General features: G+C 64.5%; 14 protein-coding genes. All 14 read left to right on the plus strand.

Annotated elements, in window-relative coordinates; genetic code table 11:
- Positions 1-79 precede the first annotated feature (79 nt).
- The 14 genes from ACQRAG_RS07830 (at position 80) to ACQRAG_RS07895 (ending at position 13,682) form a co-directional block, all read left to right on the plus strand.
- A complete protein-coding gene (locus ACQRAG_RS07830) occupies positions 80-1,708 on the plus strand; it encodes a DNA primase family protein (RefSeq protein ID WP_427804065.1) in 1,629 nt (542 codons plus the stop codon).
- A gap of 252 nt (positions 1,709-1,960) precedes the next feature.
- A complete protein-coding gene (locus ACQRAG_RS07835; RefSeq protein WP_427804066.1) occupies positions 1,961-3,418 on the plus strand; it encodes a primase-helicase zinc-binding domain-containing protein in 1,458 nt (485 codons plus the stop codon).
- Between the two features lie 119 nt (positions 3,419-3,537).
- Positions 3,538-4,902: a DNA methyltransferase gene (locus ACQRAG_RS07840; RefSeq protein WP_302261859.1), complete on the plus strand. Its 1,365-nt coding sequence runs from the start codon at positions 3,538-3,540 to the stop codon at positions 4,900-4,902.
- Positions 4,895-5,644, plus strand: a complete 750-nt coding sequence (locus tag ACQRAG_RS07845; RefSeq protein WP_427804067.1) for a hypothetical protein — start codon at positions 4,895-4,897, stop codon at positions 5,642-5,644. The genes ACQRAG_RS07840 and ACQRAG_RS07845 overlap by 8 nt, the downstream gene beginning before the upstream one ends.
- Positions 5,641-7,527 (plus strand): terminase gpA endonuclease subunit, encoded by a 1,887-nt coding sequence (locus tag ACQRAG_RS07850; protein ID WP_427804068.1) that lies wholly within the window; start codon positions 5,641-5,643, stop codon positions 7,525-7,527. The genes ACQRAG_RS07845 and ACQRAG_RS07850 overlap by 4 nt, the downstream gene beginning before the upstream one ends.
- A gap of 17 nt (positions 7,528-7,544) precedes the next feature.
- Positions 7,545-7,781 (plus strand): helix-turn-helix domain-containing protein, encoded by a 237-nt coding sequence (locus ACQRAG_RS07855; protein ID WP_147589059.1) that lies wholly within the window; start codon positions 7,545-7,547, stop codon positions 7,779-7,781.
- A gap of 152 nt (positions 7,782-7,933) precedes the next feature.
- Positions 7,934-8,158 carry a hypothetical protein gene (locus tag ACQRAG_RS07860; RefSeq protein ID WP_006005152.1) on the plus strand — a complete coding sequence of 75 codons (225 nt, stop codon included), beginning with the start codon at positions 7,934-7,936 and terminating at the stop codon, positions 8,156-8,158.
- Complete coding sequence (locus ACQRAG_RS07865; protein WP_427804069.1) at positions 8,155-9,657, plus strand: phage portal protein; 1,503 nt, start codon at positions 8,155-8,157, stop codon at positions 9,655-9,657. Before ACQRAG_RS07860 ends, ACQRAG_RS07865 begins: the two co-directional genes overlap by 4 nt.
- A gap of 11 nt (positions 9,658-9,668) precedes the next feature.
- Positions 9,669-11,879, plus strand: a complete 2,211-nt coding sequence (locus tag ACQRAG_RS07870) for a hypothetical protein (protein ID WP_427804070.1) — start codon at positions 9,669-9,671, stop codon at positions 11,877-11,879.
- Between the two features lie 14 nt (positions 11,880-11,893).
- Positions 11,894-12,232: a DUF2190 family protein gene (locus tag ACQRAG_RS07875; protein ID WP_427804071.1), complete on the plus strand. Its 339-nt coding sequence runs from the start codon at positions 11,894-11,896 to the stop codon at positions 12,230-12,232.
- A gap of 75 nt (positions 12,233-12,307) precedes the next feature.
- Entirely contained in the window at positions 12,308-12,874 is a 567-nt protein-coding gene (locus tag ACQRAG_RS07880; protein WP_427804072.1) for a glycoside hydrolase family 108 protein, read from the plus strand.
- On the plus strand, positions 12,871-13,182 hold the full coding sequence (locus tag ACQRAG_RS07885) for a hypothetical protein (protein ID WP_427804073.1): 312 nt from the start codon (positions 12,871-12,873) through the stop codon (positions 13,180-13,182). The genes ACQRAG_RS07880 and ACQRAG_RS07885 overlap by 4 nt, the downstream gene beginning before the upstream one ends.
- Positions 13,163-13,381: a hypothetical protein gene (locus ACQRAG_RS07890; RefSeq protein ID WP_297230806.1), complete on the plus strand. Its 219-nt coding sequence runs from the start codon at positions 13,163-13,165 to the stop codon at positions 13,379-13,381. Before ACQRAG_RS07885 ends, ACQRAG_RS07890 begins: the two co-directional genes overlap by 20 nt.
- A complete protein-coding gene (locus tag ACQRAG_RS07895) occupies positions 13,368-13,682 on the plus strand; it encodes a hypothetical protein (protein WP_427804074.1) in 315 nt (104 codons plus the stop codon). The genes ACQRAG_RS07890 and ACQRAG_RS07895 overlap by 14 nt, the downstream gene beginning before the upstream one ends.

Below are 13,682 nucleotides of genomic sequence, written 5' to 3' on the forward strand. Positions count from 1 at the left end.
TCTCCGGCGCTGTAGCGTCGGCGGCTCCCCGTCTCCACGCACGCCCTTTGACCGATAACAACGCCACCGAGGTTATCCAATGACCGATCAGGAAATACTGCAGCAGGTGCAGGAACGCATCGCCGAAGAACAGCAAGGCCAGCCCTCCAACGACGGCCCCAAGCTGGACAAGCATGGCCTCCCCATACCGAAGCCGGACTTTGTGGAACGCTGCCTCTATGCCAACGAGCTGGGCGACGGTCTCCTGTTCTCCTACCTTTTCAAGGGCCGCCATGCCTATGTTGGCCAGGCTGACGAGTGGATCTGGTGGTCCGGGCACCACTGGTCTGTGGATCTCATCGAGAAGGGACACCGGGCCCGGGCGGATGTGGAGCATGTGGCTCAGGCCTACTACACCACCGGGGCTCACTTTGACCGGCTGGCTAAGGATGCCGAGCGCGACGGCGACAAGGAGTCGGCTGGACGTCTCAAGGCCAAGGCCGAGAAGATGAAGGCCCGGGCTGCCCGCTTGCGAACGGAGACCGGGCGCAAGCGCTGTCTCGAATTTGCCAAGACCAATCTGGAGAGCCCGCTGGCCATCGCCGGTGATGAGATCGACCGAGACCCATGGTCGCTGCCCATGGCGAATGGCGTTGTGGACCTGCGCACGGGGGAGATACGCCCGGGCCGTCCGGACGACTGGCTGGTGAAAAGCAGCCCGGTGGAGTGGCAGGGCATCGATGCCCCTTGCCCTCACTGGGAGCACTTCGTCACCGAGATCATGGGCGATGACCCGGAGATGGCGTCCTTCCTCCAGCGCGCCTTCGGCTATGGCGTCACCGGTCTGGCCCGCGAGCACATCTTCCTGGTGCTGTTTGGACGTGGGCGCAACGGAAAGAGCATCATGACCGAGGTAATCCAGACCGCTTTGGGCGGCAAACATGCGGCCACCACATTGGCCGGGCCGGTGCAATCCGAGATGCTGCTCGACCAGGGAAAGAACCGCAATGCCGCAGGCCCCAGCCCGGACATCATGTCCCTGCGCGGACTGCGCATGGCCTTTGCCTCAGAGACTGACGAAGGGCAAAGATTTTCATCCACGCGCGTAAAGTGGTTTTCTGGCGGCGATACCCTCATTGGTCGCTACCCGCACGATAAACGTAACATCTCGTTTGAGCCTACCCATCTGCTGGTGCTGCTGACCAACCACAAGCCTCATGCTCCGGCCAGCGACTTTGCCTTCTGGGAACGCCTGCTGCTGGTGGACTTCCCCCTGTCCTTTGTGGATCGCAAACCGCAGAACGAGAACGAGCGCCCCATGGACAAGGGGCTGAAGGACCGCTTGCTGCAGGAGCTGCCGGGCATAGCGGCATGGCTGGTACGCGGCTGTCTGGAGTGGCAGCGCGTGGGCATCGCACCTCCGGCCAAGGTGCGCGAGGCAACCTCGGAGTACCGGCGCGACGAGGATCTGCTGGCCGACTTCGTGGACGAATGCTGCGACCTGCAGCAGGAAGGCCAGCCCGAGATCCGGTCCAAGGCGTCAGACCTCTACGATGCCTTCTGCGCGTGGTTCAAGCGCAACGTGTCCGCCAAAAAGACCATTTCTCAGAAGGCCTTCGGCAAGATGATGCTGGAACGCTTCCAGCGCGAGCGGAAGGGGGGCACCTACTACTATTTTGGGGTGAGCGTCTCTCCGCACGCCCAGCTGGAGCTGGACCAGGAAGAGTAGCAGGACCATTGCAGGCCCATCGCGGGCGGCTTTTTTTGACCGTCCTTAACCTAACTGCTTGGCATCAAAGCAGATTCTTCGGCTGTAGGAGTATGGGACCTTTCGACTGCTATTTTCCCCTGTATGCGCACCAGCGCTTTTTCATCATGAATTTACACCATCATGGTCCCATACTCCTGATTAAAAAAAACAGACTTAAAAAACAGCATGTTGAATGCCATGACCATGCAAGACCTTGGCAGGAGCTTGGTGATGATTGAAAGCCTCATCCAGGATCGCGGCCTGAAGGCCGTCAAGGTGGCCGGGACCCACGGCGGCGAATGGGCTTGTCCCTGCCCCGCCTGTGGCGGGAAGGACCGCTTCCGCTTCTGGCCTGCCCAGGGCGAAGGCGGGACATGGTACTGCCGCCAGTGCGACAAGGGGGGCGACAGCATCCAGTTCCTGCGTGAGTTCGAGGGCCTGAGCTACACCGAAGCCTGCCGCCGTCTGGGCGTTGAACGGGCGGCGGCCCCCACCAGCATCATGCCCAGGGCCGACAAGGAGGAGCGCCCGTGGGAGCCTTCCCCCACGCCTGCCGATCCCGGCCCGGTCTGGCAGGAGCACGCCGCCAAGCTGCTGGACTATGCCCATGCCAAGCTGCTGGCTGACGAAGATCGCATGATGTGGCTGGCCATGCGCGGGATCTTCCCCGATGCGGTGGAACGCTTCCGCCTGGGCTGGCTCCCTGGAGAGCACGGCAAGGACTGCTACCACCGGGATCGCGGCGCCTGGGGCCTGCCGCCGGAGACCAATGCCCGCGGCCAAAAGAAGTCCCTCTGGATACCCGCGGGGCTGGTAGTCCCCGCCCTGACCGAAGACGGCGCGGTGCGGCGCCTGCGCATCCGGCGCACGGATGAGGCCCGGGAACGCTTCGGGGCGGAGATGAAGTACGTGGTGGTGCCGGGCTCCAGCATGCGCCCGCTGCTGCTGCGGCCCGAGGCCCGGGCTTTCGTGGTGGTGGAGGCGGAGCTGGACGCCATGGCCTGCGTGGCGGCGGCCATGGACGCCGGGCTGGACGTGGGGGCCTTCGCTGCCGGGACCAACATGGGGCGTCCGGATGCGGCAGCCCATGCCGTGCTGCGCCGTGCCCTCTGCATCCTCGTGGCGCTGGACTTCGACCAGCCGGACGAGAAGGGACAGCGGGCCGGGGCCAAGGGCATGCCCTTCTGGGCAAGGACCTACCGCACGGCCCGCCGCTGGCCGGTCCCCAAGGGCAAAGACCCCGGGGACGCATTCCGGGAAGGCTGGAATCTGGCGGACTGGATACGCATCGGGCTGCCCCCTGTTTTCGCGCCTGCGCCTGTGCAGGAGGCCCCAGCACCCCTCCCTGTGGCCCCTGCCCCGGAAAAAAAGCAGGCCCGTGAGACCATGGGCGCTGGACGGATGGACGACAAGGGGGGCGGGAAGAAAAAAGCGACGGCTGCCGGGGCATGGGGCGGTGTGGAGTGGCTGACCCACCCCATCGGCCCGCGCGACAGCCTCCAGGTACTGGCCCGGGCGGGGCTGGAGGCTCGGCCCACCAGTGACGGCGACTACGAGATCTACGGGCAGGAGCGATGGCCCCAGCGAGATCAGGCCCGGCTCATGGGCTGGCTGCGGCGCTTCGGCCAGTGGGTCTGGCAAGCGCTGTACGACAAGGAATTTGCCCCGCCGAACGGCAGGGCGATGTGAGAGGCGGGGTCCCCGGAAGGAGCGGCAACTCCACCGGGGACCGGATGTGTGCTCATCCGGCCAGACAATCCGACCCCGTGCAATTAAGATGCACGTTGAACCTAACAGGAAACTGACGGATGGAAAAGCTGAAACTGGAGTATTGGCCTGTGGATCGTCTGCGTGCCTGCGCGCGTCCTTTGCGTGACAACGACGCCTGCGTCGAGCGGATGGCCTCTGCCATGAGCCGCTTCGGATGCCGTATCCCCTTGCTGGTGCGGGCCGACGGCGAGGTGGTGGATGGCCATCTGCGTCTCAAGGCTGCTCGGGCGCTGAACTTTGCCAGCGTGCCCGTGCTGCTGGTGGACGACATGGATGACGCGCAAATCCGGGCGTTCCGCTTGCTGGTCAATCGCTCCGCAACATGGGCGAAGTGGAACGAGGGGGAGCTGTCCCAGGAACTGGCTGAACTGAGGGCTATGGACGTAGATCTGGAGATCACCGGCTTCGAACCGCGCGAGCTGGATCGCTTCCTGAAGGCTGCGGCCCTGGATGACGACGATGTGCTGGATACTGCCCCGGAAGCGCCTGCGCGACCGGTGAGCCGTCCGGGAGACCTGTGGCTGTTGGGCGGACACCGTCTGCTCTGTGGCGATGCTACCCTGCCGGAGTCTTACGCGGCCCTCATGCAGGGCATGGAGGCTGATATGGTCTGGACGGATCCGCCGTACAACGTGGCATATGAAGGGAAGGCCGGGAAGATCAAGAATGACGCCATGAGCGACCAGGACTTCGCGGCTTTCCTGCAGCGCGTCTTCCGCCAGATGGTGACCGGTGTGCGCAAGGGCGGGGCTGTATATGTGGCCCACGCTGAAGGTGGTGGGCTTGGCGTGATATTCCGCCAGGCCTTCATCCAGGCTGGCCTCAAGCTGGCCAGCTGTTTGATCTGGAGAAAAAACTCCGGGGTGCTCTCGCGAGCTGACTACCACTGGCAGCATGAGCCCATCCTCTATGGCTGGCGGCCTGGAGCGCCACATATGTGGTTTGGCGACCGCAAGCAGACCACCGTGCAGGACGCATTCCCGGCCGCGGTACGTGAGGACGGTGACGTCCCCTGCTGGCACATCATGGATGGTGAGCGCATCGTAAGGATCAGCGGCAAGGACGTGCACGTGGAGGTCCTGGCTGGCTCTGTATTCTGCGAGCCAAAGCCCCAGCGCAATAGCCATCACCCGACGATGAAACCGGTGGCCCTCATCGAGCGGATGCTGACCAACAGCAGTAAGCGTGGCGGCATGATTCTGGACCCCTTTGGGGGGTCTGGCTCCACGCTTATGGCCTGCGAGCGTCAAGACCGTATCTGCCGGACGATGGAGCTTGATCCACGCTTTGTGGATGTGATCATCCGCCGTTGGGAAGATGCCACTGGACGTGAGGCGCTGCTGGAAGATGGCGTGCGTCCCTTTGTCGAGGTGGCCCTCGAGCGTGGAGGTGATCATGCCTGATGATGATCTGCTGCGTCTGGCCAGGCAGTCTGCAGAGACAGACCTCCCGTTCCTGCTTCGCGCCAAGGAAGAGGCAAAGAAGCGTATGAAAGACAATCCGACCCCGGAGAACGTGGGTGGCTTCAGACGTGCCCGAGAAGAGCTTGAAGGTGAACTGGCGCGGAGGCAGGGGCAGACGTCCATCCGCGTCTATAAAACCCAGCTGGATGCCGTGGCCTACCTGAAGGACGCGGGCTACAAGTGCAGCAAAAGCCAGTTCAACCGGGACGTGAAGGCCCGCAAGGTCCCCCGGACCCCGGAAGGCTGGTTCGATGAGGCCGCCCTGCTGGGCTATGCCAATGCCAATCTGACGCCAGCCGGTCAGGTGGCGGACCGGCAGCTGGCCGATGCCACCACCAGCCGCCTGTCGGCAGACGCGCAGCTCAAGCGCTACCAGGCGGAGCGGGCGCGCCTGAAGCTGGAGAAGGAGCAGGGCCTGCTCATGCCCCGGGCCGAACATGAGCGAGATCTGGGCGCCCGTGCCCTGTTCTTCCGAAACGAGGTGCGCAACTTCATCCACCTGCATGGCGCCACCCTGATCCACCTGGTGGGCGGCGATGAAGGCCGGCTGCGCGAGCTGGTGCAGTGGTGGATGGAGACCACGGAGATCTGGGTGGATGCCTGGAGCGGCGAGAGGGAGTTTGTGGTCAACGAAGAAGACGACGGCGCGGATGCGAACGCGCCGGGTGAGGAGGATGCGTGAAGATCCGGTTTTGTGAGGCCGAACGCCGGGTATTTGCCCGGCGTGAAAAGCTGACCGTCTCGCAATGGGCCAGCAAGTACCTGATCGTGCAGGACGGCATCTACCGCGGCAGCCCGCTGCGGCTGGATGTGTCGCCCTTCCTGCGCGGTCCCATGGACGCCTACTCGCGCCCCGGTGTGCGTGAGGTGGTGGTCTGCGGTTCCCTGCAGGTAGGCAAGACGCTGCTGCTCTATGCCTGCCTGGGATGGTCCATGGACTACCGTCCGGGCATCAAGATGCTGGCCATGCCCACCCGCGAGTCCCGCGACCGCGTGGTGGAGAAGAAACTGCGGCCCATGCTCCAGGGCAGCCCCGTGCTGCGGCGCATGGTAGCCAAGTACCGGCGGGAGAACATCCTGCTCAAGGACGGCACCAGCATCGAGCTGGCCACGGCCGAATCTCCCAGCCAGCGCGCGTCCATCACCGTGCAGGATCTGTTCGTGGACGAAGAGGACCTCTACAGCCGCAGCGGGGACTCCTCCCCTCTGGAGGATTTCAAGGGCCGCACGCGCTCCTACGGCGACTTCGCGAAGATCATCCGGGCCTGCCAGCCCAAGGGGGACGAAAGCTCGTCCATCTGGACAGGCATCACCAGACAGGTGGACCAGCTCATGTGCTACGAGGTGGTCTGCCCTGCCTGCCGTCATCAGCACCTCATGGACGTGGACCGGATCGTGGTCCCCGACGGAGAGACGGATCCGCGCCTGATCCGCTCCCGCAAACTGGCGCGGTACCGCTGCCCGCATTGCCAGTACCTCTGGAGCGATCATGCCCGCGACCTGGCTGTGGCCTCCGGGCGCTGGCGCCCCTACGTCTGGACCGGGGCGGCCTTCGAACCCGGTCCGGACATCAGCGATGCCCGCAGCATCGGTTTTCACCTGCCCGCGGTCCTGTCCCGTTTCGTCAGTCTCTCGGATCTGGCGGCCCGGCGTATCCTGGCCGGGAGCGATGACCCGGCCCAGCAGCGCCAGTACCACAATGACGACCTGGGCATGCCGTGGTCGCCAGTGGAACTCCAGACCGATGTGGACCGTCTGCTGGAGCTCCGTGATCCGCACCTGCCGCCGCGCACAGTGCCTCACGGCGCGGTGGCCCTGACCTGCGGCATCGACGTGCAAAAGCGCGGCTTCTGGTATCTGGTCCGGGCGTGGATGCCGACCATGGCCAGCTATGTCATCGACTACGGCTACCTGGGCAGCTGGGATGACGTCCAGGCCCTGGTCTTCGACACCTACTACCCGGTGCAGGGGCCTGACGGCAGCGACGTGGGCGAGCGCATGCCCATCTGGCGGGCCTGTATCGACTCCGGCGGTACCGAGACCGAGGGCGTCTATACCCGCACGGAAGAAGTCTACATGTGGGTGCGGGCCAACGGCTGCGGCGTGGTCCATGCCTGCAAAGGCGCCAGCCGCCCGCAGGCCGCGCCGGTACGCTGGGTCGTCCGTGAGCGTATGCCGCACAATGGCCGCCCCATCCCCGGCGGCCTGCGGCTCTACCTCATCGACAGCGACGCCTTCAAAACCACGGACATGGGCCGCATGCTCAACCAGGACAGCCGCCAGCCCCTGCGCTTCCATGCCGGGGCTGATGAAACGCTGGCTTCGCAGCTGTCGGCAGAGCGCATGGTGCGCAAGAACGGGAACCTTGTCTGGGTCCGGGAGCACAAGGACAACCACCTGCTGGACTGCCTTGTGCTGTCTGCCGCTGCAGCGGATGCGTCGTGGACGCCCAGCCTGCCGCACTATATACTGCAACTGCAGTCACAGGCCCGGATGCAGACCACGGCACAGAGGCCTAGAGCAAAGAAACGCCCGCAGCCAGAAGCTGTGGAACACAGATGGTAAACATGCAGGAGGAAAACATGGCTTTTGTAACAACTGATGGCGATGCTTCTGGTGGTGCAGCTTTGCGTGTGTCATATGAAACGCAGCATCTTCGTGGGCTCAAAGCGATTTCTGGGTATATCGGATGCTCTGAGAATACGCTGAAGCTCTATATCCGTGATCATGGATTTCCTGCCACAAAGGTCGGTGGAGGATGGGTGAGCGACAGTGAGAGCATTGATCGCTGGCGTCGAAACAAGATCGCAGGAAGATGAATAATGCAGTATGGAGATGGTTGAGGCCAGCACATCAAAAAAACATCAAAAAACATCAAAAAACGTCAAAAAACATCAATCCTTGCCCGAAGGATTTTTTTCACGCTACCCCCATGCAAAAGCGATGACCGTTTTTGCATGGGGGTTTTGCTATGGCCGGATACTGGAGAGATCTCTACGAAAAGATGCGGGAGGACCTGCAGTCTCCTGCGTTCCGCCAGTTCGGCAGTTACTCCATCGCCGGTCGCAGTTTCTCCTATCGCAGCCTTGACGACTTCCGCTCCCTCCTGGACTGGGTCAAGCGCGAGGCGGACAAGGAAGACGGCATCGCGCCCTATCGGGCTCGGCGCGTGGCTCGGAACGGAGGGCGGGGATGATGCGTCCTGTCGGCAGGGCCGCCCGGCGGCCACCCCTTAGCTGCATCGGCAGGCAGGCCCGGCAGGCTCGCTCCGGCTACAGCGGAGCGGCCAGTCCGCGGGGCATCGGCAACTGGATGCCCGCCAACGCGGATTTCAACCAGCTGCTGGGCATGGACAGTGGACGCATGCGTGCCCGCGTGCGTGACCTCGTGCGCAACTTCCCGCCCTTCGCCCGCGCCGTCAATGCCATGGTGGCCTTCACCGTGGGGAGCGGCGCCCGCTTCCAGTCGCTGGCCACCCTGCCCGACGGGAGTCCGGACATACCCACCCGCAAGCGCATCGAGGATCGCTTCCGGGCCTGGATGGAGCATGCCGATGTGGCTGGCCGCCTGCACTTCTACGAGATCCAGCAGCTCTGCAAGCGGCAGGAGTGCGAGTGCGGCGAGTACCTGCTGCGCTTTGCCCGCCCGCGGGACAGGCGCCGCGGTCTGCTGGGCCTGCAGATCTACGAGCCGGAGAACCTGTCCAGTTGGCGCATCGAAGGTCAGGAACCGGACAGCGATATCTGGCAGGGCATCGAGTACGACATCTGGACCGGTGAGCCCCTGGCCTATCATTTCCAGACCGTCTTCGGCTGGGAGCGCCAGCTGCGGACGTGGCGCGAGCCTGCCTTCAACGTGCTGCACGGTTTTCAGACCCTGCGTCCCGGTCAGCTGCGCGGCGTGACCCCCTTTGCCCCGGCCATCCTCATGGCCAGGGACATGGGCGACTACACCACGGCAGAGCTGGGCGCGGCCAAGATGGCCGCCAAGTGGCTGGCCTTCGTGAGCAGCGGCGATCCGCAGTTCTCCCAGCTCACCCGTACGCCGGGCGGCCTCTCCGGGGCACTGCGCGAAGAGGTGGAGAGCCTCGAGGACATGACCGTCGAGTACCTCAATGACGGCGAGCAAGTAAATTTCGCGCCGCCCAGCCAGCGCCCTGGCGACAGCTTCGACCGTTTCGTGCGCCATACCCTGCGCATGGTCGCCATCTGCATGGACCTGCCCTACGAGATCCTTTCCGGCGACTACACGTCCATCAACTATTCAACCAGTAAGGCCAGCCGCAACGACTTTGCCATGTTCCTGGTGCCCCACCAGTTCCGGGCCGAGCAGCATCTCATCCGCCCCGTGTTCCGGCGCTGGCTGGACTGCGAGGCGCTGACCCAGGACTACCTGCCCGGCTACTGGCAGGACAAAAGCCGCTATCAACGGGCCATGTGGATACCCGCGGGCATGCCCAGCGTGGACCCCCTGCGCGACGGCAAGGCGCAGATCGACGGCATCAATGCTGGCATCCTGTCTCCCCAGATGGTCATCCTTGGCGATGGTCGCGACCCCGAGGAAGTGGTGGAACAGCGCGCCGCCTGGGCCCGCCTTTGCGCCGCGCACGGCATCGATGCCACCACCGGCGCCGTGAGTACCTCGCTGGCCAATAACCCCGCCAAGCTGGGCGCTGCCGAAAGCGCCGAAAAATAGGAGGCATCTCCATGTCGTTTGTCACCCGTGCAACCCCTCTGGGCGATGGGCGCCCGCTGACGCTGGACGAATCAGCCCGATCCGTGGAGGTGGTGGCCTCCACCCAGGCACCCGTCACCGTATTTGACTTTGAGGAATGGCAGCCCATCCGTGAGGTCCTGCTCATGAGCGGCTGCCAGCTGCCCGAGTCCGGTCGGGTGCCCCTGCTGGACTGCCACAGCCGCGAGCATGCCGGGGACATCGTGGGCAGCTTTGACCGCATCCGAGTGGAAGACGGACCGCAGGGCCCGCAGCTGGTGGGCCGGGCCGTCTTCTCGGCCACCCCGGACGGCGAGGCCCCGTTCCGCAAGGTGGTGGAGGGGCATCTCACCGATGTGTCCGTGGGCTACGACGTGATCGCGTATCAGCGCATCCGGGCGGGCGAGGTGGCCGTCATCGAAGGGGTCACCTACGAAGGTCCGCTGCGTGTGACCACGCAGTGGCGCCTCCTGGAGCTGTCCTGTGTGCCCATCGGCGCGGACAGTTTTGCCAAGATGCGTTCCGCCATCAACAACCTGCAACCTGCCCGGAAGGGCAAAAAGGAGAGAGTCATGTCCAAGGAATCCGGGCAGCATGAGCGCGGCAAGATCGCGGCCAGACTGCGCGCCCTGCTGGGGCTGCGTGAAGATCCTGAAGAACAGCCTGCGCCTGAAGATGAGCCCCGCCAGGCCGTGGTCACGGATGGCTCCGGGACCACGGTGGAGCCTGAACAGCTCGACGATGCCGAGCTGGATCAGCTGGTAGACGACCTGGGCGCCCTGCTGGACGAAGCCGAGGCCGAACAGGAGGGCCGTGAAGATCCCCAGCAGCCGGAAGATGCCCAGCGCGAGGGCGGTGATGACAAAAACGCCTGCCGCAGCGCCGTGCTGGCCAGGCTCATGGCCAGCCTTACCCCGGGGCAGCGTCAGCGTTTTGGCCGGCAGCTGGAGCGCCAGCGCATCCGCGGTATTCGGGAACTGGCCCGGAGCTTCCAGCTCTCCCCGGATCAGGAAGACAAACTGGTTTCCTCGGGCATGAGCCTTGGCCGTGCCCGCAAACAGGTGGAGGACATCGTGGCACAGCGCCAGAATTTCGGGCCCGGCTACCAGGTCGTGAGCGTGGGCCGCACTGAAAAAGAATCTTTCCGTGCTGCCGTGCAGGACAGCCTGCTGCTGCGCTGCGGCACCAAGCTGGAAAAGCCCGCTCCCGGTGCTGATGAACTGCAGGGTATGACCCTGCGCGAGATCGCCCGCGAGATGGTGATCCGCTCCGGACAGCGTGCCGGTGGTGACATCCGCACCATCGTGGGCCGCGCCCTGACCACCACGGACATGCCCCAGCTGCTGGTGGAGACCAGCCGCCGCACGCTCATGGAGGCCTACGAGCAAGCCCCCGAGACCTGGCGCGACTGGTGCGAGACCGGCACGGCCACGGACTTCAAGGCGGGCAAGGCCCTGGGCCTGGAAGGCGACGTGGCGTTGAAGAAGATCCCCGAGTACGGCGAATACACCGACGGCCGTCTGGCTGAAAATGCCGAGGAATACCGCGTGGAGACCTTCGGCCGCAAGCTGGTGATCTCCCGTCAGGCCATCATCAACGACGATCTGGGCGCCCTTACCGACATGCCGCGCATGTACGGCGAAGCCTGCGCCGCTCTGGTGGGTGATGTGGCCTACGCAGCCCTGATCGATGCGGCCCTCAAGATGGGGGACGGCAAGCCCCTGTTCGACAGCGCCCACCACAACCTGTTCACCGGCAAGGGCGGCGCGCCTACGGTCGAGAATCTGGGCGCTGTGGTCACCGGCATGGAACTGCAGCAGGACAGCTTCGGCAGGGTGGTCACCATCCAGCCCCGCTTCTTCATCGCGCCCATCGCCCTCAAGACCACCTGCGAGTCGTTCTTCAATACGCAGATCACCGGCGGGCCGGTGGTGGGCACGCAGGCACAGCCGCTGGTCCATAATCCCTATGGCGGTGAATTTTTCCGGCGCATCTATGACCGTCGTCTGGATCTGGATGCGGCGACCACATGGTATCTGGCCGCGGCCAGATCCACGGTCAAGGTCTTCTTCTTGGGCGGCGTGCAGGCTCCCTACATCGAGAGCCGCGACAATTTCGACACCGATGGCTTCGAGACCAAGGTCCGCATGGACGTGGGCGCCAAGGCCCTGCGCTGGATCACTCTCGCCAAGGCCACGGCATAGCAAAGGAGGACAACATGCAAAACTCCCGTTCCATGGGCCGCTGTATCCACCATACTCCCCGCAAGGCCGTGCTGGGCGGTGAGCTGGTCGTGCTCACCGGCATGGTGGCCGTGGCCAGTACCGATATCTCGGCGAATGAAGAGGGGGCCTGCGAAGTGGAGGGCGTCTTTGCCCTGCCCAAAAAGGCCGGCGAGACCCCCAAACAGGGCGAGCCCCTGTACCTGGCCAGTGACAACACGCTGACCAAGACGTCCGGGACGCAGTTCGTGGGCACGGCCTGGGCCGATGCCCAGGCCAATGATCCCACGGTACTCTGCCGCATCAACTTCGGGCGTGACGCCATCGGCGGATAGCCATAACGATTCCCTCCTTGCCATGGGTCGCGTGCCTCCGGGTACGCGACCTCCCCCCCACACACAGGAGTCCTTATGGATCAATCACGCCTGATAGACCTGGCCTTCGATTTCTGCATGCGAGCGGAAGGCAACGCCACCTACACCGATGACCCCGACGACGCTGGGGGCCCCACCAAATGGGGGCTGGCCCTCAACTACAACCGGGATGTCCTGCCGGACAAAAATGGGGATGGTTACATCAATGCCGCCGATGTGCGTCTCCTAGAACGCGAGGACGCCCGCCAGGTATGGGAGCGCGTCTACTGGCGCGGCAATGGCTGCCACCTGCTGCCCGATGCGCTGGCCTTCATCTATGCGGACATGGTCTTCAACCCCGGCCCGGGGGCGGCCCCGAAGCTGCTGCAGCAGGCGCTGCGAGGGCTGGGCTGTTCCGTGGCCGTGGACGGCATCATCGGCGCCGAGACCAGGGAGGCCATCGGTCGCTGTGACCCCGGCGAGCTGCTGGTGGAGCTGACTGCGCAACGCCTGCGCTACTACGGCACACGCTCCAAGTATCCCAAGTACGGGCTGGGCTGGGATCGCCGGTCCGTATGGTGCCTGCGTACAGCGCTGGGCATCTGGTCGGGAGAGATCCAGTGAGCCCGCTGCAGATCATGGGCTTTGCCGCTGCCCTGCTGGCTTTCGCCCTGACCATCTATCATCTGGGCGTCGCCCGGGAAGAGGCCGAACAACTGCGGGAGTCCCTGCATATAGGTACGACCCAGACCAGGGCCGCGGAAAGCGCCCTGTCCGAGCTGGAAAAATCCCGCCGGGAGGCGGCTGAAAAGGAGCGGGAATATGCCCGTGCTGCAAAGGCTGCTGCTGACCTGCCTCTTGAGCAGCGTTTTGGCGAGTATGACCGCCTGTTCGACGCCATCGAGGCTGGTCGTGGCGAGCCCGCCCCCTGAGTTGCTGGAAGATTGTCCGCCCCCGGCCATCTCCCGGGAGGTATTGCCCGCCATTGCCGCGGGCCGGGCGGATGACGCCGGGCGGGCCTATGTCGATTATGTGCTGACCGTAGAGGCGGCGTGGAACGCCTGCCGTGATCGTCAACGTGCGCTGCGGGCCTATGTGCGCCGCATGGAGACCCTGCATGATCCGTCCTGATCCCGATGATGATACCAGGCGCGACCGGATGCCCCGTGGCTGGCAGGATGACCGCTGGAGCCGGGACGGCTGCGGCTGGGATGGCCGGCAGGCGAGCGGCTGGAATGGGCGACCGCGCCCCCGGATGCGCCTGCCCCGGCCTCTGCGTATGGCGCTGCTGGCGATCCTGTGTCTGTTCGCGCTGCTGGCCGCTGTCGATCTGGCCCTGACCATCATTGATCCCGACAGGCCCATGCATGTGGCCCAGCTCATCCTGGGGCCGCTCCTGCGTCTGTCCGGCCTGTTTACCCTGGGGATGTGA

The sequence above is a fragment of the Desulfovibrio sp. SGI.230 genome (assembly GCF_050313065.1).
GTDB lineage: Bacteria > Desulfobacterota > Desulfovibrionia > Desulfovibrionales > Desulfovibrionaceae > Desulfovibrio.

Bases quoted from the DNA above. Each gene is read 5' to 3' on its own strand.
- ACQRAG_RS07830 (WP_427804065.1), top strand. From the start codon at position 80: ATGACCGATCAGGAAATACTGCAGCAGGTGCAGGAACGCATCGCCGAA.
- ACQRAG_RS07835 (WP_427804066.1), top strand. From the start codon at position 1,961: ATGATTGAAAGCCTCATCCAGGATCGCGGCCTGAAGGCCGTCAAGGTG.
- ACQRAG_RS07840 (WP_302261859.1), top strand. From the start codon at position 3,538: ATGGAAAAGCTGAAACTGGAGTATTGGCCTGTGGATCGTCTGCGTGCC.
- ACQRAG_RS07845 (WP_427804067.1), top strand. From the start codon at position 4,895: ATGCCTGATGATGATCTGCTGCGTCTGGCCAGGCAGTCTGCAGAGACA.
- ACQRAG_RS07855 (WP_147589059.1), top strand. From the start codon at position 7,545: ATGGCTTTTGTAACAACTGATGGCGATGCTTCTGGTGGTGCAGCTTTG.
- ACQRAG_RS07860 (WP_006005152.1), top strand. From the start codon at position 7,934: ATGGCCGGATACTGGAGAGATCTCTACGAAAAGATGCGGGAGGACCTG.
- ACQRAG_RS07865 (WP_427804069.1), top strand. From the start codon at position 8,155: ATGATGCGTCCTGTCGGCAGGGCCGCCCGGCGGCCACCCCTTAGCTGC.
- ACQRAG_RS07870 (WP_427804070.1), top strand. From the start codon at position 9,669: ATGTCGTTTGTCACCCGTGCAACCCCTCTGGGCGATGGGCGCCCGCTG.
- ACQRAG_RS07875 (WP_427804071.1), top strand. From the start codon at position 11,894: ATGCAAAACTCCCGTTCCATGGGCCGCTGTATCCACCATACTCCCCGC.
- ACQRAG_RS07880 (WP_427804072.1), top strand. From the start codon at position 12,308: ATGGATCAATCACGCCTGATAGACCTGGCCTTCGATTTCTGCATGCGA.
- ACQRAG_RS07895 (WP_427804074.1), top strand. From the start codon at position 13,368: ATGATCCGTCCTGATCCCGATGATGATACCAGGCGCGACCGGATGCCC.